General features: G+C 63.9%; 19 protein-coding genes. All 19 read right to left on the bottom strand.

What is annotated here, in order from left to right:
• Positions 1-27: 27 nt before the first annotated feature.
• Positions 28-330, bottom strand: coding sequence for an urease subunit gamma (locus tag AC3FKG_RS06580; protein ID WP_483710946.1), 303 nt, complete (start codon positions 328-330; stop codon positions 28-30).
• A gap of 43 nt (positions 331-373) precedes the next feature.
• Positions 374-1,243: an urease accessory protein UreD gene (locus AC3FKG_RS06575; protein WP_488742706.1), complete on the bottom strand. Its 870-nt coding sequence runs from the start codon at positions 1,241-1,243 to the stop codon at positions 374-376.
• Positions 1,244-1,378: 135 nt separating this feature from the next.
• Entirely contained in the window at positions 1,379-2,071 is a 693-nt protein-coding gene (gene urtE, locus AC3FKG_RS06570; protein ID WP_483729821.1) for an urea ABC transporter ATP-binding subunit UrtE, read from the bottom strand.
• A 2-nt stretch (positions 2,072-2,073) separates the two neighbouring features.
• A complete protein-coding gene (gene urtD / locus AC3FKG_RS06565; RefSeq protein ID WP_488742705.1) occupies positions 2,074-2,922 on the bottom strand; it encodes an urea ABC transporter ATP-binding protein UrtD in 849 nt (282 codons plus the stop codon).
• Positions 2,919-4,127, bottom strand: coding sequence for an urea ABC transporter permease subunit UrtC (gene urtC, locus AC3FKG_RS06560; protein WP_488742801.1), 1,209 nt, complete (start codon positions 4,125-4,127; stop codon positions 2,919-2,921). The genes urtD and urtC overlap by 4 nt, the downstream gene beginning before the upstream one ends.
• Positions 4,127-5,788, bottom strand: coding sequence for an urea ABC transporter permease subunit UrtB (gene urtB, locus AC3FKG_RS06555; RefSeq protein WP_488742704.1), 1,662 nt, complete (start codon positions 5,786-5,788; stop codon positions 4,127-4,129). Before urtB ends, urtC begins: the two co-directional genes overlap by 1 nt.
• 127 nt (positions 5,789-5,915) lie before the next feature.
• On the bottom strand, positions 5,916-7,172 hold the full coding sequence (gene urtA / locus AC3FKG_RS06550; RefSeq protein ID WP_483710941.1) for an urea ABC transporter substrate-binding protein: 1,257 nt from the start codon (positions 7,170-7,172) through the stop codon (positions 5,916-5,918).
• Between the two features lie 353 nt (positions 7,173-7,525).
• Entirely contained in the window at positions 7,526-7,876 is a 351-nt protein-coding gene (cyoD, locus tag AC3FKG_RS06545; protein WP_483710940.1) for a cytochrome o ubiquinol oxidase subunit IV, read from the bottom strand.
• A complete protein-coding gene (gene cyoC / locus AC3FKG_RS06540; RefSeq protein WP_483710939.1) occupies positions 7,877-8,524 on the bottom strand; it encodes a cytochrome o ubiquinol oxidase subunit III in 648 nt (215 codons plus the stop codon).
• A 5-nt stretch (positions 8,525-8,529) separates the two neighbouring features.
• On the bottom strand, positions 8,530-10,503 hold the full coding sequence (gene cyoB, locus AC3FKG_RS06535) for a cytochrome o ubiquinol oxidase subunit I (protein WP_483711465.1): 1,974 nt from the start codon (positions 10,501-10,503) through the stop codon (positions 8,530-8,532).
• Positions 10,504-10,511: 8 nt separating this feature from the next.
• Positions 10,512-11,483, bottom strand: coding sequence for a ubiquinol oxidase subunit II (cyoA, locus tag AC3FKG_RS06530; RefSeq protein WP_483710938.1), 972 nt, complete (start codon positions 11,481-11,483; stop codon positions 10,512-10,514).
• Positions 11,484-12,052: 569 nt separating this feature from the next.
• Positions 12,053-12,529 carry a MaoC family dehydratase gene (locus tag AC3FKG_RS06525; RefSeq protein ID WP_483710937.1) on the bottom strand — a complete coding sequence of 159 codons (477 nt, stop codon included), beginning with the start codon at positions 12,527-12,529 and terminating at the stop codon, positions 12,053-12,055.
• A gap of 37 nt (positions 12,530-12,566) precedes the next feature.
• On the bottom strand, positions 12,567-13,010 hold the full coding sequence (locus AC3FKG_RS06520) for a MaoC family dehydratase (protein ID WP_483710936.1): 444 nt from the start codon (positions 13,008-13,010) through the stop codon (positions 12,567-12,569).
• 161 nt (positions 13,011-13,171) lie between these two features.
• Positions 13,172-14,290 (bottom strand): acyl-CoA dehydrogenase family protein, encoded by a 1,119-nt coding sequence (locus tag AC3FKG_RS06515; RefSeq protein WP_483710935.1) that lies wholly within the window; start codon positions 14,288-14,290, stop codon positions 13,172-13,174.
• A gap of 13 nt (positions 14,291-14,303) precedes the next feature.
• Positions 14,304-15,506 (bottom strand): acyl-CoA dehydrogenase family protein, encoded by a 1,203-nt coding sequence (locus AC3FKG_RS06510; RefSeq protein WP_483710934.1) that lies wholly within the window; start codon positions 15,504-15,506, stop codon positions 14,304-14,306.
• Between the two features lie 86 nt (positions 15,507-15,592).
• Positions 15,593-16,051 carry a DUF1178 family protein gene (locus tag AC3FKG_RS06505; RefSeq protein ID WP_483710933.1) on the bottom strand — a complete coding sequence of 153 codons (459 nt, stop codon included), beginning with the start codon at positions 16,049-16,051 and terminating at the stop codon, positions 15,593-15,595.
• Between the two features lie 156 nt (positions 16,052-16,207).
• The gene (locus AC3FKG_RS06500) at positions 16,208-16,822 is read right to left on the bottom strand and encodes an NUDIX domain-containing protein (RefSeq protein WP_488742703.1); all 615 of its coding nucleotides are present in this window, start codon (positions 16,820-16,822) and stop codon (positions 16,208-16,210) included.
• 45 nt (positions 16,823-16,867) lie between these two features.
• Entirely contained in the window at positions 16,868-17,176 is a 309-nt protein-coding gene (locus AC3FKG_RS06495) for a DUF2818 family protein (protein WP_483710931.1), read from the bottom strand.
• A 19-nt stretch (positions 17,177-17,195) separates the two neighbouring features.
• Positions 17,196-18,671, bottom strand: a complete 1,476-nt coding sequence (gene nuoN, locus AC3FKG_RS06490) for an NADH-quinone oxidoreductase subunit NuoN (RefSeq protein ID WP_483710930.1) — start codon at positions 18,669-18,671, stop codon at positions 17,196-17,198.
• Positions 18,672-18,680: the final 9 nt, after the last annotated feature.

Below are 18,680 nucleotides of genomic sequence, written 5' to 3'. Positions count from 1 at the left end.
GGCTCTCGGTGGATGTTGTTGGTGTTGTCAGATAATCGGATGGTGCACGGTGACAAGCTTTGTGCCATCCGGAAACGTCGCTTCGACCTGGATCTCGGGAATCATCTCGGCCACGCCATCCATCACGTCTTCGCGGCTCAGCACGGTGGTGCCTTCGTGCATCAGTTCGGCCACGGTGCGGCCATCGCGCGCGCCTTCCATGATTGCGGCAGTGATAAGCGCCACCGATTCCGGATAGTTGAGCTTGAGCCCGCGCGCGCGCCGACGTTCGGCCAGCAATGCGGCGGTGAAGATCAGCAGCTTGTCTTTCTCTCTCGGTGTCAGTTCCATCGTGGTTGTCCTTGTCGTTCTCGAATGCCTGATTCCTGATAGCTCATGTCGCCCACAGCCGCAGCGGCCGTGCCGGCACGCCGTGGATCGGCTCGCGCAGCGCGCTCCACGCGTCGACCAAAAGTTGCCTGACTGGCTCAATCTGCCGCCCCAGCACGCGCAGCAGCAGCATCGACTGCGCCGGTGACGACAGGCAGGTCACGCCTGCGCGCAGGTCCTCCGTGAGCGGCAGGCGCTCGGCCAGCGTCTCGGCAAGTTCCTGCGTGGCTGCGCTGCCCACCGCCCACAGCGTGCCCAGCACGGACATACCATCCAGCCCTGGCAACGCACCGCGCAACGGTGAGGCGGCGTCCAGATGCGATTGCTCGATCCATAACGCGCGCCCGTCGCAGCGCGCCTGCGTGTCGAGCCAGAGCGCGCCGCGCGCCCATTGCTCGCCGGACGCCTGCCGCCCGAGCACCACGGCATCCCAGCCGATGGCGCTGCCGCCCGACGCGATATCGAGTTCGGTCACGATGCGCGCGCGCGCATCGTCGAATACGATGTTCTCCTGCGGCAGCCAATCGAGCCGGGCGCCGTTATCCACGGTCAGCCGCACATGCTGGCACGCATCACGGCCGAGCGACTTGTACCACTTGGTGGCACCGGGCGTCGCGATCACCGCGTGCGCGCCGGCTTCCGCATGCAACGCGATATCGAGACTGTCGCCGCCCGCCACGCCTGCCGGCGGATGCAGGATGACGGCGTGGCAGATGCCGCCTTCGGGATAAAGCGGCTTCTGCACCATCAACGGTCCCTGGTGTTGGCGCAGGGCCAGCACGGTACGCTCGCCGCGTGCGGCAAAGCGCAGGCGCAAGCTGGCCTGCCATGAAGGCAGCATGGCGACGGTGGCGGGAAAATCAGGATGACGCATGGCTCGATGAGTAGACCGGCGACGCAGGGGGGGCGCGAGCCGCAGCAAGCGCCGCAGCGGATGCCGGAAATCATAGCGCGCCGGCCGCCGACGCGAAAGCGCAGCGCGCAGTACTCGCTGTCCCGCCTGGCACGCTTACACGGCAATCAGCTCCCGCACGCCATCCTGCTCCATATTGGCCCCCTCGCCCTTCGCCACGACTTCGCCGCGGCTCATGACCACGTAGTGATCGGCGATATGGCGCGCGAACTCGTAGTACTGCTCGACCAGCAGCACCGTCATGCCGAACTCGTCGACCAGCAGACGCAGCGCACGCCCGATGTCCTGGATGATCGACGGCTGGATGCCTTCGGTCGGCTCGTCGAGGATCAGCAGGCCCGGCTCGCTCATCAGCGCGCGGCCGATGGCAAGCTGTTGCTGCTGCCCGCCCGACAGGTCGCCGCCACGGCGCTGGCGCATGGTGCGCAGCACCGGGAACAACTGGTAGATGCGATCCGGTACGCCCGAAGGCCGCGCGCGGCTGGCGGCACCGATCAGCAAGTTCTCTTCCACTGTCAGCCGCGGAAAGATCTCGCGCCCCTGCGGCACGTAGGCAAGGCCGGCCGAAACTCGCTCATAGGGCGCCTTCTTCTCCAGCGCTCGGCCATCCCACTGGATGCTGCCGCTGCGCGTGGGCACCACGCCCATCAGGCACTTGAGCAAGGTGCTCTTGCCGACACCGTTGCGGCCCAGCAGCGTGGTCAGCTTGCCGCCCGGCACTTCGAAAGAGACGTTCCGCAAGATATGGCTGCCGCCATAGAACTGGTTCAGTGCATTGACCTGCAGCATGGCTATCTTCCCAGGTAGGATTCGATCACGCGTTCGTCGCGCTTGACGCTCTCCAGCGTGCCTTCCGCCAGCAAGCTGCCTTCGGCCAGCACCGTGACCTTGCCTTCGTCGCCGGCCAGCGCCGCGACAAATTCCATGTCGTGCTCGACCACCATCATCGAGCAGCTGCCGCGCAGGCTGTTCAGCAACGCGGCGAGCTGCATGGTTTCCTCATCGGTCATGCCGGCCACGGGCTCGTCCAGCAGCAGCAGTTGCGGCTGCTGCATCAGTAGCATGCCGATCTCCAGGCGCTGCTTCTGGCCATGCGACAGCAGTCCCGCCGGGCGGTAGGCCTCGTCCTCGAGACCGGTTAGCGCGAGTGTTTCTTCAATGCGCCGATGCCCTTCCCCCGTGAGCCGCGCGCGCAGCGACGACCACCAGCGCTTGTCGGCCTTCATCGCGAGTTCCAGGTTTTCCCAGACGGCATGCTGTTCGAACACCGTCGGCTTCTGGAACTTGCGGCCGATGCCGACCTGCGCGATGCGCGGCTCGGTCATGCGCATCAGGTCGATGGTCTGGCCCAGGAACACGCGGCCGCTGACATTGGCATTGCGCGGGCCGGTCTTGCCGGTGATGACATCCATCATCGTGGTCTTGCCCGCGCCGTTGGGGCCGATCACGCAGCGCAGCTCGCCGTGGTCGATCGACAGGCTCAGCTTGTTGAGCGCGCGAAAGCCGCCGAACTGCACCGTCAGGTCTTCAAGGTAGAGGATCGGACCATGCGACACATCGATCGTGCCGGGCTCCATCACGCGGCCCAGTCCCGTCGCATTGCCGCTTTCCGCCTGGCCGTATTCGAGCGCGGCATTCATGCTTCGCCTCCGGTGCGCCCCGCCACGGCAGGGCTGGATACAGGATCGTTCCCGGCCGCCGGCTCCGTGCGGCGGTTGCGCTCGCGCAGGCGCTTCAACAGGCCAATCACGCCATCAGGCAGGTACAGCGTGACCAGCACGAACATCGCGCCGAGCAGGAACAGCCAGTACTCGGCGAAGTAGGCCGTGAACATCGTCTTGGCGCCGTTGACGAGGAAGGCCCCGATCACCGGTCCGATCAGCGTGCCGCGGCCGCCAACCGCCACCCAGACAGCCATCTCGATCGAGTTGCCCGGCGACATCTCGCCCGGGTTGATGATGCCCACCTGCGGCACGTACAGCGCGCCGGCAATGCCGCACAGCACGGCCGAGAACGTCCAGACGAACAGCTTGTAGCCGAGCGGGTTGTAGCCCGAAAACATCACGCGCATCTCGGCATCGCGCACGGCGGTCACGACGCGGCCGAGCTTGGACGTGACGATGTAGCGGCAGGCCACGAATCCGGCGAGCAACGCCAGGAAGGTCAGCACGAACAGCGCGGTGCGTGTCTGCGGTGCGGCCACCGCATAACCGGCGATGCGCTTGAAGTCGGTGAACCCGTTGTTGCCACCGAAACCCGTTTCATTGCGGAAGAACAGCAGCATCGCCGCATACGTCATGGCTTGCGTGATGATCGACAGGTACACGCCCTTGATGCGCGAGCGAAACGCGAAGAAGCCGAACAGCCAGGCCAGCACTCCCGGCACCAGCACCACGAGCAGCAACGCATAACCCAGGTGCTCGGTGCCGTGCCAGAACCAGGGCAGCTCCTTCCAGTCGAGGAACACCATGAAGTCCGGCAGGTCGCTCTTGTACACGCCTTCACGGCCGATCGAGCGCATCAGGTACATGCCCATTGCGTAGCCGCCCAGCGAGAAGAACAAGCCATGGCCAAGACTCAGGATGCCGCAGTAGCCCCACACCAGATCCAGCGCAATGGCGGCCAGCGCATAGCACATGATCTTGCCGATCAGCGTCAGCGCATAAGCCGACAGGTGCAGCGGATGGCCCTCAGGCACCAGCAGCGCGCACACCGGCACGCCGATGGCAACCACCACCGTCAAGGCCACCAGCAAAGTCCAACCGCGCCCGGTGAACAGCGGCTGACGTTCGGGCACGGCAAGCCGAAATTGCGTGGCCGGCGAATTGGAATGAAAGCTCTGCATCATGCCTCCGCGCTGCGCCCCTTGAGCGCGAAAAGTCCCTGCGGCCGCTTCTGGATAAACAGCACGATCAGCACCAGGACAAAGATCTTGGCCAGCACCGCGCCGTAGAACGGCTCGATGAACTTGTTGATGATGCCGAGCCCGAACGCGCCGACGATCGTGCCCGCCAGCTGCCCGACGCCACCCAGCACCACGACCATGAACGAATCGATGATGTAAGCCTGGCCCAGGTCCGGGCCGACATTGCCGATCTGCGACAGCGCGCAGCCACCCATGCCGGCAATGCCCGCGCCGAAGGCAAAGGCGTAGCTGTCCACCTTCCACGTGCGCACGCCCACGCAGGCGGCCATGGTGCGGTTCTGCGTGGTGGCGCGCACGAACAGGCCAAGGCGCGTACGATTGAGCACGGCCCAGGCAACGGCCACTACGGCCAGCGCGAACAGGATGATGACGATGCGGTTGTACGGGATCACCAGGCCCGGCATCCATTCGACGCCGCCGCTCATCCAGGCCGGGTTGGCCACTTCCACGTTCTGCGCGCCGAACAGCGTGCGCACGGCCTGCATCAGCAGCAGGCTCACGCCGAACGTGGCCAACAGCGTCTCCAGCGGACGGCCATAGAGATGGCGCAGCACCAGGCGTTCCAGCACGAAACCGACGATACCCGCGGCGAGGAACGAGACCGGCAGCGCTGCGGGCAGATACCAGTCGAACGCGCCGGGCGCGTAGGTGCGGAACAGCGTCTGCACGACGTAGGTGGCATACGCGCCGATCATCAGGAACTCGCCGTGCGCCATGTTGATGACGCCGATCAGGCCATAGGTGATCGCCAGGCCCAGCGCCGCCAGCAGCAGCACGCTACCCAGGCTCAGGCCGGCGAACAGGTTGCCGATCAGGTCGGCGCGGCGCTGGTCGCTGCGCAATGCATCGAGTGCCTGCTGCGCGGCCACGCGTACTTCGACATCCGGTTCGCGGTACTTGCCATCGCTGCCCCGTTCGACCAAGGGCGCCAGCTTCTGGCGGCTTTGCGGATTGCTGTCGCGGCCCAGGATGCCAATGGCCTCGAGCCGCGCGTCACGCTGTGCCTTGTCGCCGGCGTTCGTCTCCTCGGCCAGCACGGTGGTGGCCCAGATCACGTCCAGCCGTGCGCGCAGGCCGGGATCGGCCTCCACCTTGCGCGCGGCTTCCACGCCGGCGCGCGAGGCACTTTCGGGCTGGTCGTACAGCGTATTGATGGCCTGCGAGCGCACCGCGATATCGGGCGACTGCAACTGCAGACCGCTCGCGGCGCTGTCCACGATGGCGCGCAGGCTGTTGTTCAGGGTCAGCGATTCCAGCTCGCCGGCCTTGACCGTGACCGGCTTGCCGGTGATCGCATCGACGGTCTTGTCGCCTTCCTGGCGCACCATGCCCACCGACGGGGCGTACTGAAGCGAATCGTCCTGCAGCGCCTTGAGGATGGGGCCGGCCTGCTCGGGAGGAGCCTTGGCCAGCGCGGACAGGGCCGCGGTCTTGGCATCGAAATCGTCCTCGGCCAATGGCTTGAGGTCGGCCTGCGTCAGTGCGCCTGCGGCGGCCGCCCATAGCGGCGCGGCAAGCAGCAGCGCAGCCAGCATGGCGCGCAGCCATGATATGGCGATCTTCGGTAACGATTGGGACATAGGTGCTGGCGAATGAGCGGCGCGTGGTCGCGACCTGTTTTCTCTTGGATCAGGAGACCGGCAGGGACGCGCACCGCCGGCCACGAAGAGCCGGCGATGCACGCCTGCCAGGGTGTGGCACGCTGCCTTACATCACCTTGTCCGGCTTCCCTTCGTTGCCGGAGATGAACGGGCTCCACGGCTGCGCGCGGATGGGCTTGGCGGTCTTCCACACCACGGTGAACTGCCCGTCGCCCTTCACTTCGCCGATCATCACCGGCTTGAACAGGTGATGGTTGTCGCCCATGGTCAGCGTGAAGCCGTCCGGCGCCTTGAAGGTCTGGCCATACATGGCCGCGCGCACCTTGTCGGGATCGGTCGTGCCGGCCTTCTTCACGGCCTGTGCCCACATATGGATGCCGACATAGGTGGCCTCCATCGGGTCATTGGTCACCCGCTTGTCGCCGCCGGGCAGGTTGTTCGCCTTGACCCAGGCTGCCCACTGCTTCTTGAACGCTTCGTTCTCGGGGTTCTTGACCGACATGAAGTAGTTCCATGCGGCCAGGTGACCCACCAGCGGCTTGGTATCGATGCCGCGCAGTTCTTCTTCGCCCACGGAGAAGGCCACCACCGGCACGTCCTTGGCCTTCAGGCCCGCATTGCCGAGTTCCTTGTAGAACGGCACGTTGGAGTCGCCGTTGATGGTGGAGATCACGGCGGTCTTGCCGCCCTGCGAGAACTTCTTGATGTTGGCGACGATGGTCTGGTAGTCGCTATGGCCGAACGGGGTGTAGACCTCTTCGATATCCTTGTCGGCCACGCCCTTGCTCTTCAGGAACGCGCGCAGGATCTTGTTGGTGGTGCGCGGATAGACGTAGTCGGTGCCGAGCAGGAAGAAACGCTTGGCGCCGCCGCCTTCCTTGCTCATCAGGTACTCGACCGCCGGAATGGCCTGCTGGTTGGGTGCTGCGCCGGTGTAGAAGACGTTCTTGGACATCTCCTCGCCTTCATACTGCACCGGGTAGAACAGCAGCGAGTTCAGCTCTTCATAGACCGGCAGCACGGACTTGCGCGACACCGAAGTCCAGCAGCCGAACGTGACCGCAACCTTGTCCTTGGTGATCAGCTGGCGCGCCTTCTCGGCGAACAGCGGCCAGTTCGACGCCGGATCCACGACCACCGGCTCCAGCTTGCGGCCGAGCACGCCACCGCTCTTGTTGATCTCGTCGATGGTCATCAGCGCGACGTCCTTGAGCGACGTCTCCGAGATGGCCATGGTGCCGGACAACGAATGCAGGATGCCGATCTTGATCGGGTCCTTGGACTGCGCCATCGCCAGCGGGCTCGCGCCGATCATGGCCGCGGCGGCTACCGCCGACAGCTTCAGCATGTCACGTCGTTTCATTGCAGCTCCCAGTTTGTCGTTTGGTTACGGGACTCAACGCTCCCCGGGTGGTGCATCCGCAACTACCGTGCCATGGCTCGCCAGGACATCGACGGATGGCCAGACGCCGCCGGGGCGACCGGCAAGAGACAATTCCAGGGAGATACCGCGCGAAAGCACCATGCTGGTGCCGGACGGGAACGAACGAGACGCACCGCGCGCGTGCACGGCGCAATCGGGTGCAAGCGAGGCCGAGGGCACGCCGGCGCCGAAAATGGGAAGGCGCCGGGAGGAATGCCGCGCCACGGTGCGCGATGCACCGCCACAAACAAGAACGGGGCCCGAAGGCCCCGTTGTCTATCGTCCAGAGACGATTACTTCATCATCCACGGCATCATGTTCGCGTTCATGTTGTGCATGATCCAGAGCGAGCCGGCCAGCACGATGAACAGGATCAGCAGCGTGAACAGGAACGACATCACGTTCCAGCGCTGTTCCTTCGAACCATCCATATGGAGGAAGTACTTCAGGTGCACGACGACCTGCACCGCGGCCATGCCGAGGATGATCAGCAGGGTCGTGCCGCGGTCCATGGTGCCGTCCATCACGATCTTGAACGGGATGACGGTCAGGATCACCGCCAGCACGAAGCCGATCACATAGGACTTGAAGCTGCTGTGGCCGTGCGACTCGGCGTGGGCCGATGCTGCGTGTTGCTGAGCCATTTACATTGCCCCCATCAGGTAGACCACGGTGAAGACGCCGATCCACACGACGTCCAGGAAGTGCCAGAACAGGCTGAGGCAGTTCAGGCGCTTGGACATGGTCGGGGTCAGGCCCTTCTTGCTGACTTGCCACATCAGGACCAGCATCCACACCATGCCGCTTGCGACGTGCAGGCCGTGGGTGCCCACCAGCGTGAAGAACGACGACAGGAACGCGCTGCGGCTGGGGCCGGCGCCTTCGGCGATCAGGTGATGGAATTCATTGATTTCCATGTACATGAACGCGGCGCCCAGCGCGAACGTGATAGCCAGCCAGACCAGCACCCGCACTTTCGAGCGGTTCTGCAGCGAGATCATCGCGAAGCCGTACGTGATCGACGAGAACAGCAGGATGAAGGTCTCGGTCAGCACGTAGTTGAGCTCGAACAGCTCCTTGCCCGACGGGCCACCCGCCACTTCGCCGCGCAGGACGGCGAACGCGGCGAACAGGCACGCGAACAGGATGCAGTCGCTCATCAGGTACAGCCAGAAACCAAAGATGGTGTTCTCGCTGGTGTCGTGGTGCGCGTGGTCGTGCGTGTCGTCATGCGAGTGCGCATGAGCCGGGGCTTGCGCCGCCCCGAAGCGATCAAGGACTTCTGTCGACATGGTTATCAGGCCTGCGAAGCAATGCGCTGCAGTTGGCGCGTTTCAATCTGCTCGACCTCGGCGGCCGGCACGTAGTAGTCGATGTGGTCATCGTTGGCGCGGCGGATGAACGACACCACCATGCCAACCAGGCCCACGGCGGCAAGCCACCAGATGTGCCAGACCAGGGCAAAGCCCAGCACCAGGCTGAACAGGCCCATCCAGAAACCGGCGCCGGTGTTCTTCGGCATGTGGATCTGCTCGTAGCCGCTGGTCGGGATGGTTTCGCCACGCGCCTTCATATCGGCGAACGCGTCCAGGTCACGCACCACCGGGGTGTGCGCGAAATTGTAGAACGGCGGCGGCGACGAAGTTGCCCATTCCAGCGTGCGGCCACCCCACGGGTCGCCGGTCACGTCGGCCAGCTTCTTGCGGTCGCGGATCGACACGACGATCTGCAGCACCTGGAAGAAGATGCCCAGCGCCACGAACACCACGCCGACCACGGCCAGGTACAGCCACGGCGTCCAGGCCGGGTTGTCGGTGTGGTTCAGGCGACGGGTCATGCCCATCAGGCCCAGCACGTACAGCGGCATGAAGGCGAAATAGAAGCCCACCAGCCAGCACCAGAAGGCGTACTTGCCCAGACGCTCGTTCAGCTTGAAGCCGAACGCCTTCGGCCACCAGTAGGTGATGCCCGCCAGGTAGCCGAACAGCACGCCGCCGATGATCACGTTGTGGAAGTGGGCGATCAGGAACAGGCTGTTGTGCAGCACGAAGTCGGCTGCCGGCACGGCCATCAGCACGCCGGTCATGCCGCCGATCACGAAGGTGATCATGAAGCCCAGCGTCCACAGCACCGGCGTGGTCATCTGCACGCGGCCACGGTACATCGTGAACAGCCAGTTGAAGATCTTCACCCCGGTCGGGATGGAGATGATCATGGTCGTGATACCGAAGAACGCGTTGACGTTCGCACCGGAGCCCATCGTGAAGAAGTGGTGCAGCCACACGATGAACGACAGCACCATGATGGCCGCGGTCGCGTACACCATGCCCTTGTAGCCGAACAGCTTCTTGCCCGAGAACGTAGCGATGACTTCAGAGAAGATACCGAACGCCGGCAGGATCAGGATGTACACCTCGGGGTGGCCCCAGATCCAGATCAGGTTCACGTACATCATGGCATTGCCGCCGCCATCGTTCGTGAAGAAATGCATGTCGAAGTAGCGGTCCAGGCCCAGCAGTGCCAGCGACACCGTCAGCACCGGGAAGGCGGCCACGATCAGCACGTTGGTGCACAGGGCGGTCCAGGTGAACACCGGCATGCGCATCAGGGTCATGCCCGGGGCGCGCATCTTCAGGATGGTCACGAGGAAGTTCACGCCGGTCAGCAGCGTGCCCAACCCTGAAATCTGCAAGGACCAGAGGTAGTAGTCCACCCCCACGCCCGGGCTGAAGTCCAGGCCGGACAGCGGCGGGTAAGCGAGCCAGCCGGTCTTGGCGAATTCGCCAACGCCCAGCGAGACGTTCACCAGCATGGCGCCCGACACGAACAGCCAGAACGACAGCGTGTTCAGGAACGGGAAGGCCACGTCGCGCGCACCGATCTGCAGGGGCACCACGAGGTTCATCAGGCCCGTCATCAGCGGCATGGCCACGAAGAAGATCATGATCACGCCGTGGGCGGTGAAGATCTGGTCGTAGTGTTCCGGCGGCAGGACGCCGTGGGCACCGTTGGTAGCAAGCGCCAGCTGCATGCGCATCATGAGCGCGTCGGAAAAGCCGCGCAGCAGCATGACCAGCGCGACCAGGCAGTACATCACGCCGATCTTCTTGTGATCGACGGAAGTGAACCACTCATTCCAGAGGTAGCCCCACTTCTTGAAATACGTGATCGCGCCTAGCAGCGCAGCGCCGCCGAGGGCGACACCGGCCAGTACGACCATGATGATCGGCTCATGAAACGGAATCGCCGACAAACTCAATTTGCCAAACATCATTGCTCCTAGGATTGCGCGCCCAGCGCCGGCTTGGCCGGCGTGGCCATGGACACCCGCTCTTCGCCGAGCGTGTTACGCGACGTGCAGATCGGGCCGCCATCGAAACCCTCGCGGGCCATGGCATGGCCGTCGTTGCCCATGTATTGGTGCAGGACGCCGGTGAACAGGCCGTCTTCGACCTTGCCGTAGTAGGCAACCGGCTCCGCTTCGCTCGGCTGCGCCAGGACCTTGTAGTCCGCGCTGGCGAGCTGACGTTCGGAGGCGCGCACCTTGGCGACCCACGCGTCGAACTCGAAGTTCGACATGGCCGTCGCCTTGAACTTCATGCCCGAGAAGCCGCCGCCGCTGTAGTTGGCGGACATGCCGTCATACGTGCCGGCTTCGTTGGCAATCAGGTGCAGCTTGGTCTCCATCCCCGCCATCGCGTAAACCTGGCTGCCCAGTTGCGGGATGAAGAACGAATTCATGATTGAATCGGAGGTGATCTTGAAGTTCACCGGCGTGCCCACCGGGAACGCGATCTGGTTGACCGTCGCGATCTTCAGTTCCGGATAGATGAACAGCCACTTCCAGTTCATCGCCACCGCCTCGACGGTGATCGGCTTCTGTTTCGATTCGAGCGGCTTGTACGGGTCCAGGTCGTGCGAAGACTTCCACGTGATGATGCCCAGCGCGATGATGATCAGGCAGGGAATCAGCCACACCACGACTTCGATCGCGGTCGAGTGCGACCAGTCGGGTTCATAGCGTGCCGAGGTATTGCTTGCGCGGTACTTCCAGGCGAACACCAGCGTCAGGATGATCACCGGCACCACCACCAGCAGCATGAGCCAGGTGGCGATCAGGATGATGCCTTTGATGTCGACGCCTACCTGCCCCTTCGGGTCGAGCAGCGTCATGTTGCAGCCGGCGAGCAGCAAGAGCAGGCCGAGGCTTGGCAGGGACCGCGTCCACCGCGGCAGTATGGGTTTCTTCATGTCACGACTGGTTTGGTTAGGCCGCGCTTGGGCAAAGCGTGGCTTCACCGCCTGATGCCGGAAGCAAGAGGCGTTGGGCTGAGGGAAAACCTGAAGGACGTGTCCTTAGCTGGCGTTGGGGTCTGGCGGACTTAACGCCGGATGACCATGCGGCCTGACAACGCCATGAACACGGAAGGACAACTGACGACTGCGCGAGCGGCTCGCCTTAGGCGGGGGCACTGCGGCAATTGATGGCCGAAACCGCGAACGGTCCCGGCTCGAAACTGCGGCCGGGTAGCGTTGAACCACGAGGTTTTTGCACTTCCCGGCAAGCCTGCCTTGTGGGCAAGCGCGGTTTCCGGCCGGAATGCGCAACACGTAAAACATCGTGGGCGCGACTGTACCGCAATGCAGCATTACGGGTAAACCCAACAGCACAGAACACACTGTTCAGAAAATCGGACAATTCTTAAAAGCGTCGTTCGCGCCGCTAAAAATGTGTTGCAACATCCTCATTAACGTTAAAAACCGAAAAAAACCGCCGGACGGCGGTTTTTTTCTTCCTGTATCAACAAAACAACAATGGCTCAGCCGTAGCGGCGGCTAATCGACTCCGCCACGCACACCGGACGGTCGCTGCCCTCGCGCTCGATCGTCACTTCCCAGGTCGACTGGGCGCCCACCAGTTCAGGCGACTTGGGCAGCGGGTCGAGCCGCTCGACCTTCAGCAGTTTGATACGCGCGCGCAGCTTGCTGCCCACGGGCACCGGCGCGGTGAAGCGCACGCGGTTCAGGCCGTAGTTCACGCCGATCTTCGACGGCATGTGCAGCGCGTTGTGCATGAACTTGGGTACCAGCGACAGCGTCAGGAAGCCATGCGCGATCGGGCCACCGTAAGGCGATTCCTTTTTGGCGCGCTCCACGTCGACGTGGATCCACTGGTGGTCGCCGGTCGCCTCGGCAAACAGGTTTACCTGCTCCTGGGTGATCTCCATCCAGTCGCTGATGGCGACCTCCTGTCCTTGCAGGCTTTCCAGTTCTTCGAGCGATGCGATGGTGCGCATGTCCGTTATCTCCTCGTTGTTTAGGTTGGGGGCGATCTCAGGCGGGGCGCCGGCCGTACATGCCCATGCCTTTGACCGTGCAGACCAGTTCGCCGCGCTGGTTGGTGGCTTCCCATTGGGTATGGACGACACCGCGATCCGGCTTGGATTGCGATGGCCGGGAATCCAGCACATTGAGCACGACAGTCAGCGTGTCGCCGGCATAGACCGGCTTGAGCCAGCGGATCTCGTCGACGCCCGGCGAACCCATGCTCGCCGACTTGCCGGTGCTGCTCAGCACCAGCAGGCGCATCATGATCGAGCACGTCATCCAGCCGCTCGAAATCAGGCCGCCATAGATACTTTTGGCCGCGGCCTCCTTGTCGATATGGAATGGCTGCGGGTCATACTGGCGGGCAAAGCCGAGGATCTCTTCCTCGGTGACGAGGTAGGAGCCGAGTTCGCGGCGGCTGCCGACTGCAAAGTCCTCGAAATACAGCATCGGTCATATCTCCGTTGTCGCTGACTTTTGACTTGTCATCGCGATATTCGCATGGCAGGTAACGGCGTGCGTCCGTATTTGCCGAACCCGCCCCTAACTGCGCGCAAAGAAAAAAACCGCGCCTGGACTACGGCGCGGTTTCGACTGGGGCATTGACTCGATCAGGCAGCTTGCTGGAAGCTTGCCTGGGCGGCAAACCGTCCCAGGTGGTGATCGACGTCACCGAACGTGGTGTTGATAAGCGTCAGGCGCTTGAACATGTGCGCGGCCGGCAGTTCGTTGGTCACGCCCATGCCGCCGTGGATCTGCACGGCCTCCTGGCCGACGTAGCGCGCGGCCTGGCCAACGCGGGCCTTGGCAGCCGATACGTAGCGGCGGCGCTCTTCCGGCGTCGACTCTTCAAAGCGGGCTGCGGCCAGCAGCGTGATCGAGCGGGATTGTTCGGCCTGGATAAACATCTCGACCATCCGATGCTGCAGCGCCTGGAAGCGCGCGATCACCACGCCGAACTGCTGGCGCTGCTTGGCGTAATCGAGCGTTGCGGCGTTGAGCGTGTCCATCACGCCCACGGCCTCGGCGCACAGCAGCACCGCGGCGTAGTCGGCCACCTGCTCGACCTGCTCGAAGGCCTTGCCAGCTTCGCCCAGCAATTGCGCCGGGGCATCCTGGAACGTGACATCGGCCGCGCGCAGGTTGTCGATGGTGCGGTAGTCCTTGATGCTGACGCCGGCGCCCCTGGCGTCGACCAGGAACAGCGAGATGCCGTCACGATCTGCGTCCGCCCCCCCGGTGCGTGCCGACACGATCAGCTTGTCGGCCTGGCCGCCATGCAGCACCACGGTCTTGCGGCCGTTGAGCTTGCCGTCGCGCGCGGTGACGCGCACGTTGTTCAGCTCATAGCGCGCCTGCGGCTCGTTGAACGCCACCGCGAGCTTCAGTTCGCCACCGGCCACTTGCTCCAGCAGCGCTTCCTGGCCACCGGCCAGGCCCAGGGCATAAGCGCCCACGACGGTCGCCAGGTACGGCTCGACGACCAGGCCGCGGCCCAGTTCTTGCTGCACCACCATCATGTCCAGCGCCTTGCCGGAGAAGCCGCCCTGCGCTTCCGGCACCGGCAGCGCGGTCAGGCCGAGCTCGACGATCGAGCCCCAGGCGGATTCGCCATAGCCAGTCTCGCTCTCATAGCGCTTCTTGCGCGACTCGAAATCGTAGTCCTTGTCGATGAAACGGCGTACGGCGTCAGCCAGCTGCTTTTGTTCGTCGCTGAGATTGAAGTTCATGTTCCGTGTCTCCTCACAGCCCCAGGATCATCTGGCTGATGATGTTGCGCTGGATTTCGTTGGACCCGCCGTAGATGGAGGTCTTGCGATAGTTGAAGTAGTAGGCGGCCAGCGGGGCGGCATCGTCGTAGCCGGTCACCGCGTGCTCGTGCTCGCACTCCAGGTAGGCGGGGTCGAACGGCTGGGCGTACGGGCCAACGGCTTCGACCATCAGTTCCGTCAGCATCTGCTGGATCTCGGTGCCCTTGATCTTCAGCATCGAGGCTTCCGGGCCGGGGCCCTTGCCCGCGGCTTCGCTCGACACCACGCGCAGCACGGTGATCTCCAGCGCCATCAGTTCGATTTCCAGCGCGGCGACCTTGGCGCCGAACACCGGATCTTCCAGCAGGGGCTTGCCGTTCTTCTGCTGCTGGCGCGCCACCCGCTTCAGGAAGCCCAGCTCGCGCTTGGAATTGCCGACGCGGGCAATGCCGGTGCGCTCGTGGCCGAGCAGGTACTTGGCGTAGGTCCAGCCCTTGTTCTCGTCGCCGACGCGGTTTTCCACTGGTACCTTGACGTTGTCGAAGAACACTTCGTTCACCTCATGCTCTTCGTCGAGCATGATGATCGGACGCACGGTGATGCCCGGCGTCTTCATGTCGATCAGCAGGAACGAGATGCCCTCCTGCTTCTTGGCCTCGGGATCGGTGCGCACCAGGCAGAAGATCATGTCGGCGTGCTGGCCGAGCGTGGTCCAGGTCTTCTGGCCGTTGACGATGTAGTGCTTGCCGTCGGAGGTCAGCTCCGCGCGGGTCTTGACCGATGCCAGGTCGGAGCCCGAGCCAGGCTCCGAGTAGCCCTGGCACCACCAGTCGGTGCAGTCCAGAATGCGCGGCAGGTAGTACGACTTCTGCTGTTCGTTGCCGTACTTCATGATCACGGGCGCGACCATGGCAACGCCGAAGGGCAGCACGCCGGGAGCGCCGACGCGGGCGTTTTCCTCGTCCCAGATATGGCGCTGCGTGGCGTTCCAGCCGGTGCCGCCGTATTGCACGGGCCAGTGCGGTGCCGACCAGCCCTTGCCCGCCAGGATCTTGTGCCAGCGCACCAGGTCGTCGCGATTGGGCCGGCGATGGTTCAGCACCTTGCCGCGGATATCCGCCGGCAGATTGGCTTCCAGCCAGCTACGCACTTCCTCGCGGAAGGCGTTGTCGGACGCCGAGTAATTGAGATCCATGCCCGTCTCCAGTGATGCCGGCACGGTGCCGGCAAGTAGTTCTGCCTGCGCGTCTTGCGCCGACAACCACGGGCACAGGACGCAATTCAGTGAGCCGTCTGCTTCAATGCATCCGGCACCACGAGCGGGATCGTTTCAATGCCCTCTTCCGCCAGCGCCTGCACCTCTTCCGGGGAAGCCGAACCGCGGATGCCGCGCTCCGGTGCCTCGTCGTAATGCATGCGCCTGGCCTCCTCGGCAAAGCGGTCGCCAACGTCCTCGGTCTGCGCCATCACCTGCCGAACGGCCTTCATATAGGCCGCCTGCAAGGCTTCCAGGGCGGCCGGCGCTGGCGCCGCCTGCCCTGCCTTCGCGTGGCCGCGCTGCACCGGCGTCGCGCCCGAGAGATTCAGGCGCGGCGCGCTCGGCAGCCGACTCACCGCGTGGTCACCGCAGACCGGGCATTGGACGAGGTCACTTGCGATTTGCGACTGCGCATCATCCTCGGAGGAAAACCAGCCCTCGAAACGATGGTCTTGCGCACAACGCAGGTCGAGCACCTTCATGATCTTTCCAGCCCGTCAAAGGCAATAGTATCTGTGAATCGAAATTTTGTGAACGGTCGTGCTAATTTTTCCCCAAAGGGATTTCCCGCATCTATGTGTCGCGAGAAGCACATCGCTCCGTTCTTTGGCCGGCTATCGCCGTTTTTCTTCAGCGCTTCAGGATGGAAGCGGCTGCTCGCCGGGCTGCCAGACCCCAGAGATTACCTTCTCCAGCCAGAACGCGCCGATGATGGTCTTGACATCGGTAATGCGGCCCTGACGCACCCAGTCGAGCACCCGGCCGGCCGGGACGATGAAGGTTTCGAGAAACTCGCCGTCATCGAGCTTCGCCTGGCCCGCGGTCAGGTCGCGCGCAAGGAACACGTCGATAAATTCGGTGGAGTACGAAATGACGGGATGGATGCGAGTCAGGTAATCCCAGCGCGCGGCGCTATAGCCGGTCTCCTCTTCCAGCTCGCGCTCGCCGCAGCGCAGCGCGCCCTCTTGCGGGTCCAGCTTGCCGGCTGGGAATTCGAGCATGACTTCGCCTACCGGGTAGCGGAACTGACGCTCCATCAGCACGGTGCCATCGTCGAACAGCGGAATCATCATGACCGCGCCGGGATGTACGACGTACTCGCGGCCGGTCTGCTTGCCGTCGGGCAGGCGGACGATGTCTTGCTTCAGCGTGAGGAATTTGCCGCGATGGACGGTCGCCGAAGCAACGCAGACTTCCTTCAGCCCTGCATCGCCTTCAGGCGGGGCTAGGTGGTCCTGGGTCTTTTCCGTCATGAGCGCTCCGGGTGATTGGCACGCCCGGCGGCTTTATGACCGGCTTCAGGCCGTGCGGTGTTTGACGAGGTACTGCCAGGTAAAGCCGGGGAAGGCGAACACCAGCATCATGCACGCCGTAATGGCGTAGAACTGCCAGCCCTGCGGGAAGGCGTTGCCGAGGCTCGCCTCCACCGCAAAGCCGGCCAGGCCGGCCGCCAGATACAGGCAGATCAGTTCCACCAGCCGCAGCCACAGGGGCTTGCGGCTCCAGCGCAGCGGGATCACCGCGAACAGGCGCTGGTTGATGAACGGCAGGTTGGCACAAACCAGTGCCAGCAAGATGACAAACCAGCCGCCCGTCGGGGAACTCATGCCTTGCTGCCTCTTGCGTTCAGGAGGCCAGCGTTGCGCGGATGGCCTGGTAGCACAGGTTCATCAGCGCAGCCGGGAAGATGCCCAGCAGGATCACTGCCGCGCCGTTCAGGCTCAGCACCGAACGCAGGCCGGTGGTAGCCTCGAGCGGCTCTTCGCCGACCGGTGCATCGAAGTACATCAGCTTGACCACGCGCAGGTAGTAGAAGGCACCGATCAGCGAGAACAGCACCGCCACCACGGCCAGCCAGGTCATGCCCGACTTCACCACGGCCTCAAGCACGGCCAGCTTGGCGTAGAAGCCCACGGTCGGCGGAATGCCGGCCAGCGAGAACATCATCACCAGCATCAGGAACGCGAACCATGGATTGCGGCGCGACATGCCCTTCAGGTCTTCCAGCGTTTCCGCCTCGAAGCCCTTCGTGGTACGCAGCAGGATCAGGCCGAAGGTGCCCAGCGTGGTCAGCAGGTACGTGACCGAGTAGAACATCGACGCGCTGTAGGCGTTCGCCGCGCCATCCACCTTGTTGGCCACCACGCCGGACAGCATGCCCAGCAGGATGAAGCCCATGTGCGAGATGGTCGAGTAAGCCAACATCCGCTTCAGGTTGGTCTGGACGATGGCGGTCAGGTTGCCGATGGCCAGCGACAGGACGGCCAGCACCACCAGCATGGTCTGCCAGTCAGCGGCCAGCGGCAGCAGGCCTTCGACCAGTACCCGCAGGATCAGCGCGAATGCCGCCACCTTCGGGCCGCCGGCGATCAGCAGCGTCACCGCGGTCGGCGAACCCTGGTAGATGTCCGGAATCCACATATGGAACGGCGCGGCGCCAAGCTTGAACGACAAGCCGGCGACGATGAAGACCACGCCAAACGCCAGCATGGTGGTATTGACGCGGCCCGACTCGACCACGCGGAACACTTCGCCCAGGTTCAGCGAACCGGTCGCACCGTACATCATCGAGATGCCGTACAGCAGGAAGCCCGAAGCCAGCGCGCCCAGCACGAAGTACTTCATGGCCGATTCCGACGTCACGCGGCTTTCGCGGCGCAGTGCCACCAGCGCGTAGGACGACAGCGACAGCAGTTCCAGGCCCAGGTACAGGGTCAGGAAGTTGTTGCCGGTGATCATGACGATCTGGCCGCCGAGCGCGAACAGCGAGAGCTGGTAGAACTCGCCCGCGTACATGTCGCGGTCCGCCAGGTAGCGGCGGGTGTAGACCAGCGTCATGAACAGGCCGGCCGAGCAGAATGCCGACAGCACATTGGCCAGCGGATCGATCACGACCAGGTTGGCAAACGCGTAGTGCGTTTCGCCGGTCGATGCGTTGATGCCGAACCAGACCGTCAGCACCAGCGTGAACAGCAGCGACAGCGGGTAGGCGACGCTTGGCTTGCCCTTGCCGCGGGCAAGGTCGATCCAGTTGACCGCGGCGATCGACACCGCGAGGAAAATAATCGGCGCCACGGAGGCGAGAGTCGAGGACGGTTGCATAGTGTTATC

The organism is Cupriavidus sp. 22TCCZM04-2, assembly GCF_057798895.1.
This window is presented reverse-complemented; position numbering and strand designations above follow the sequence as displayed.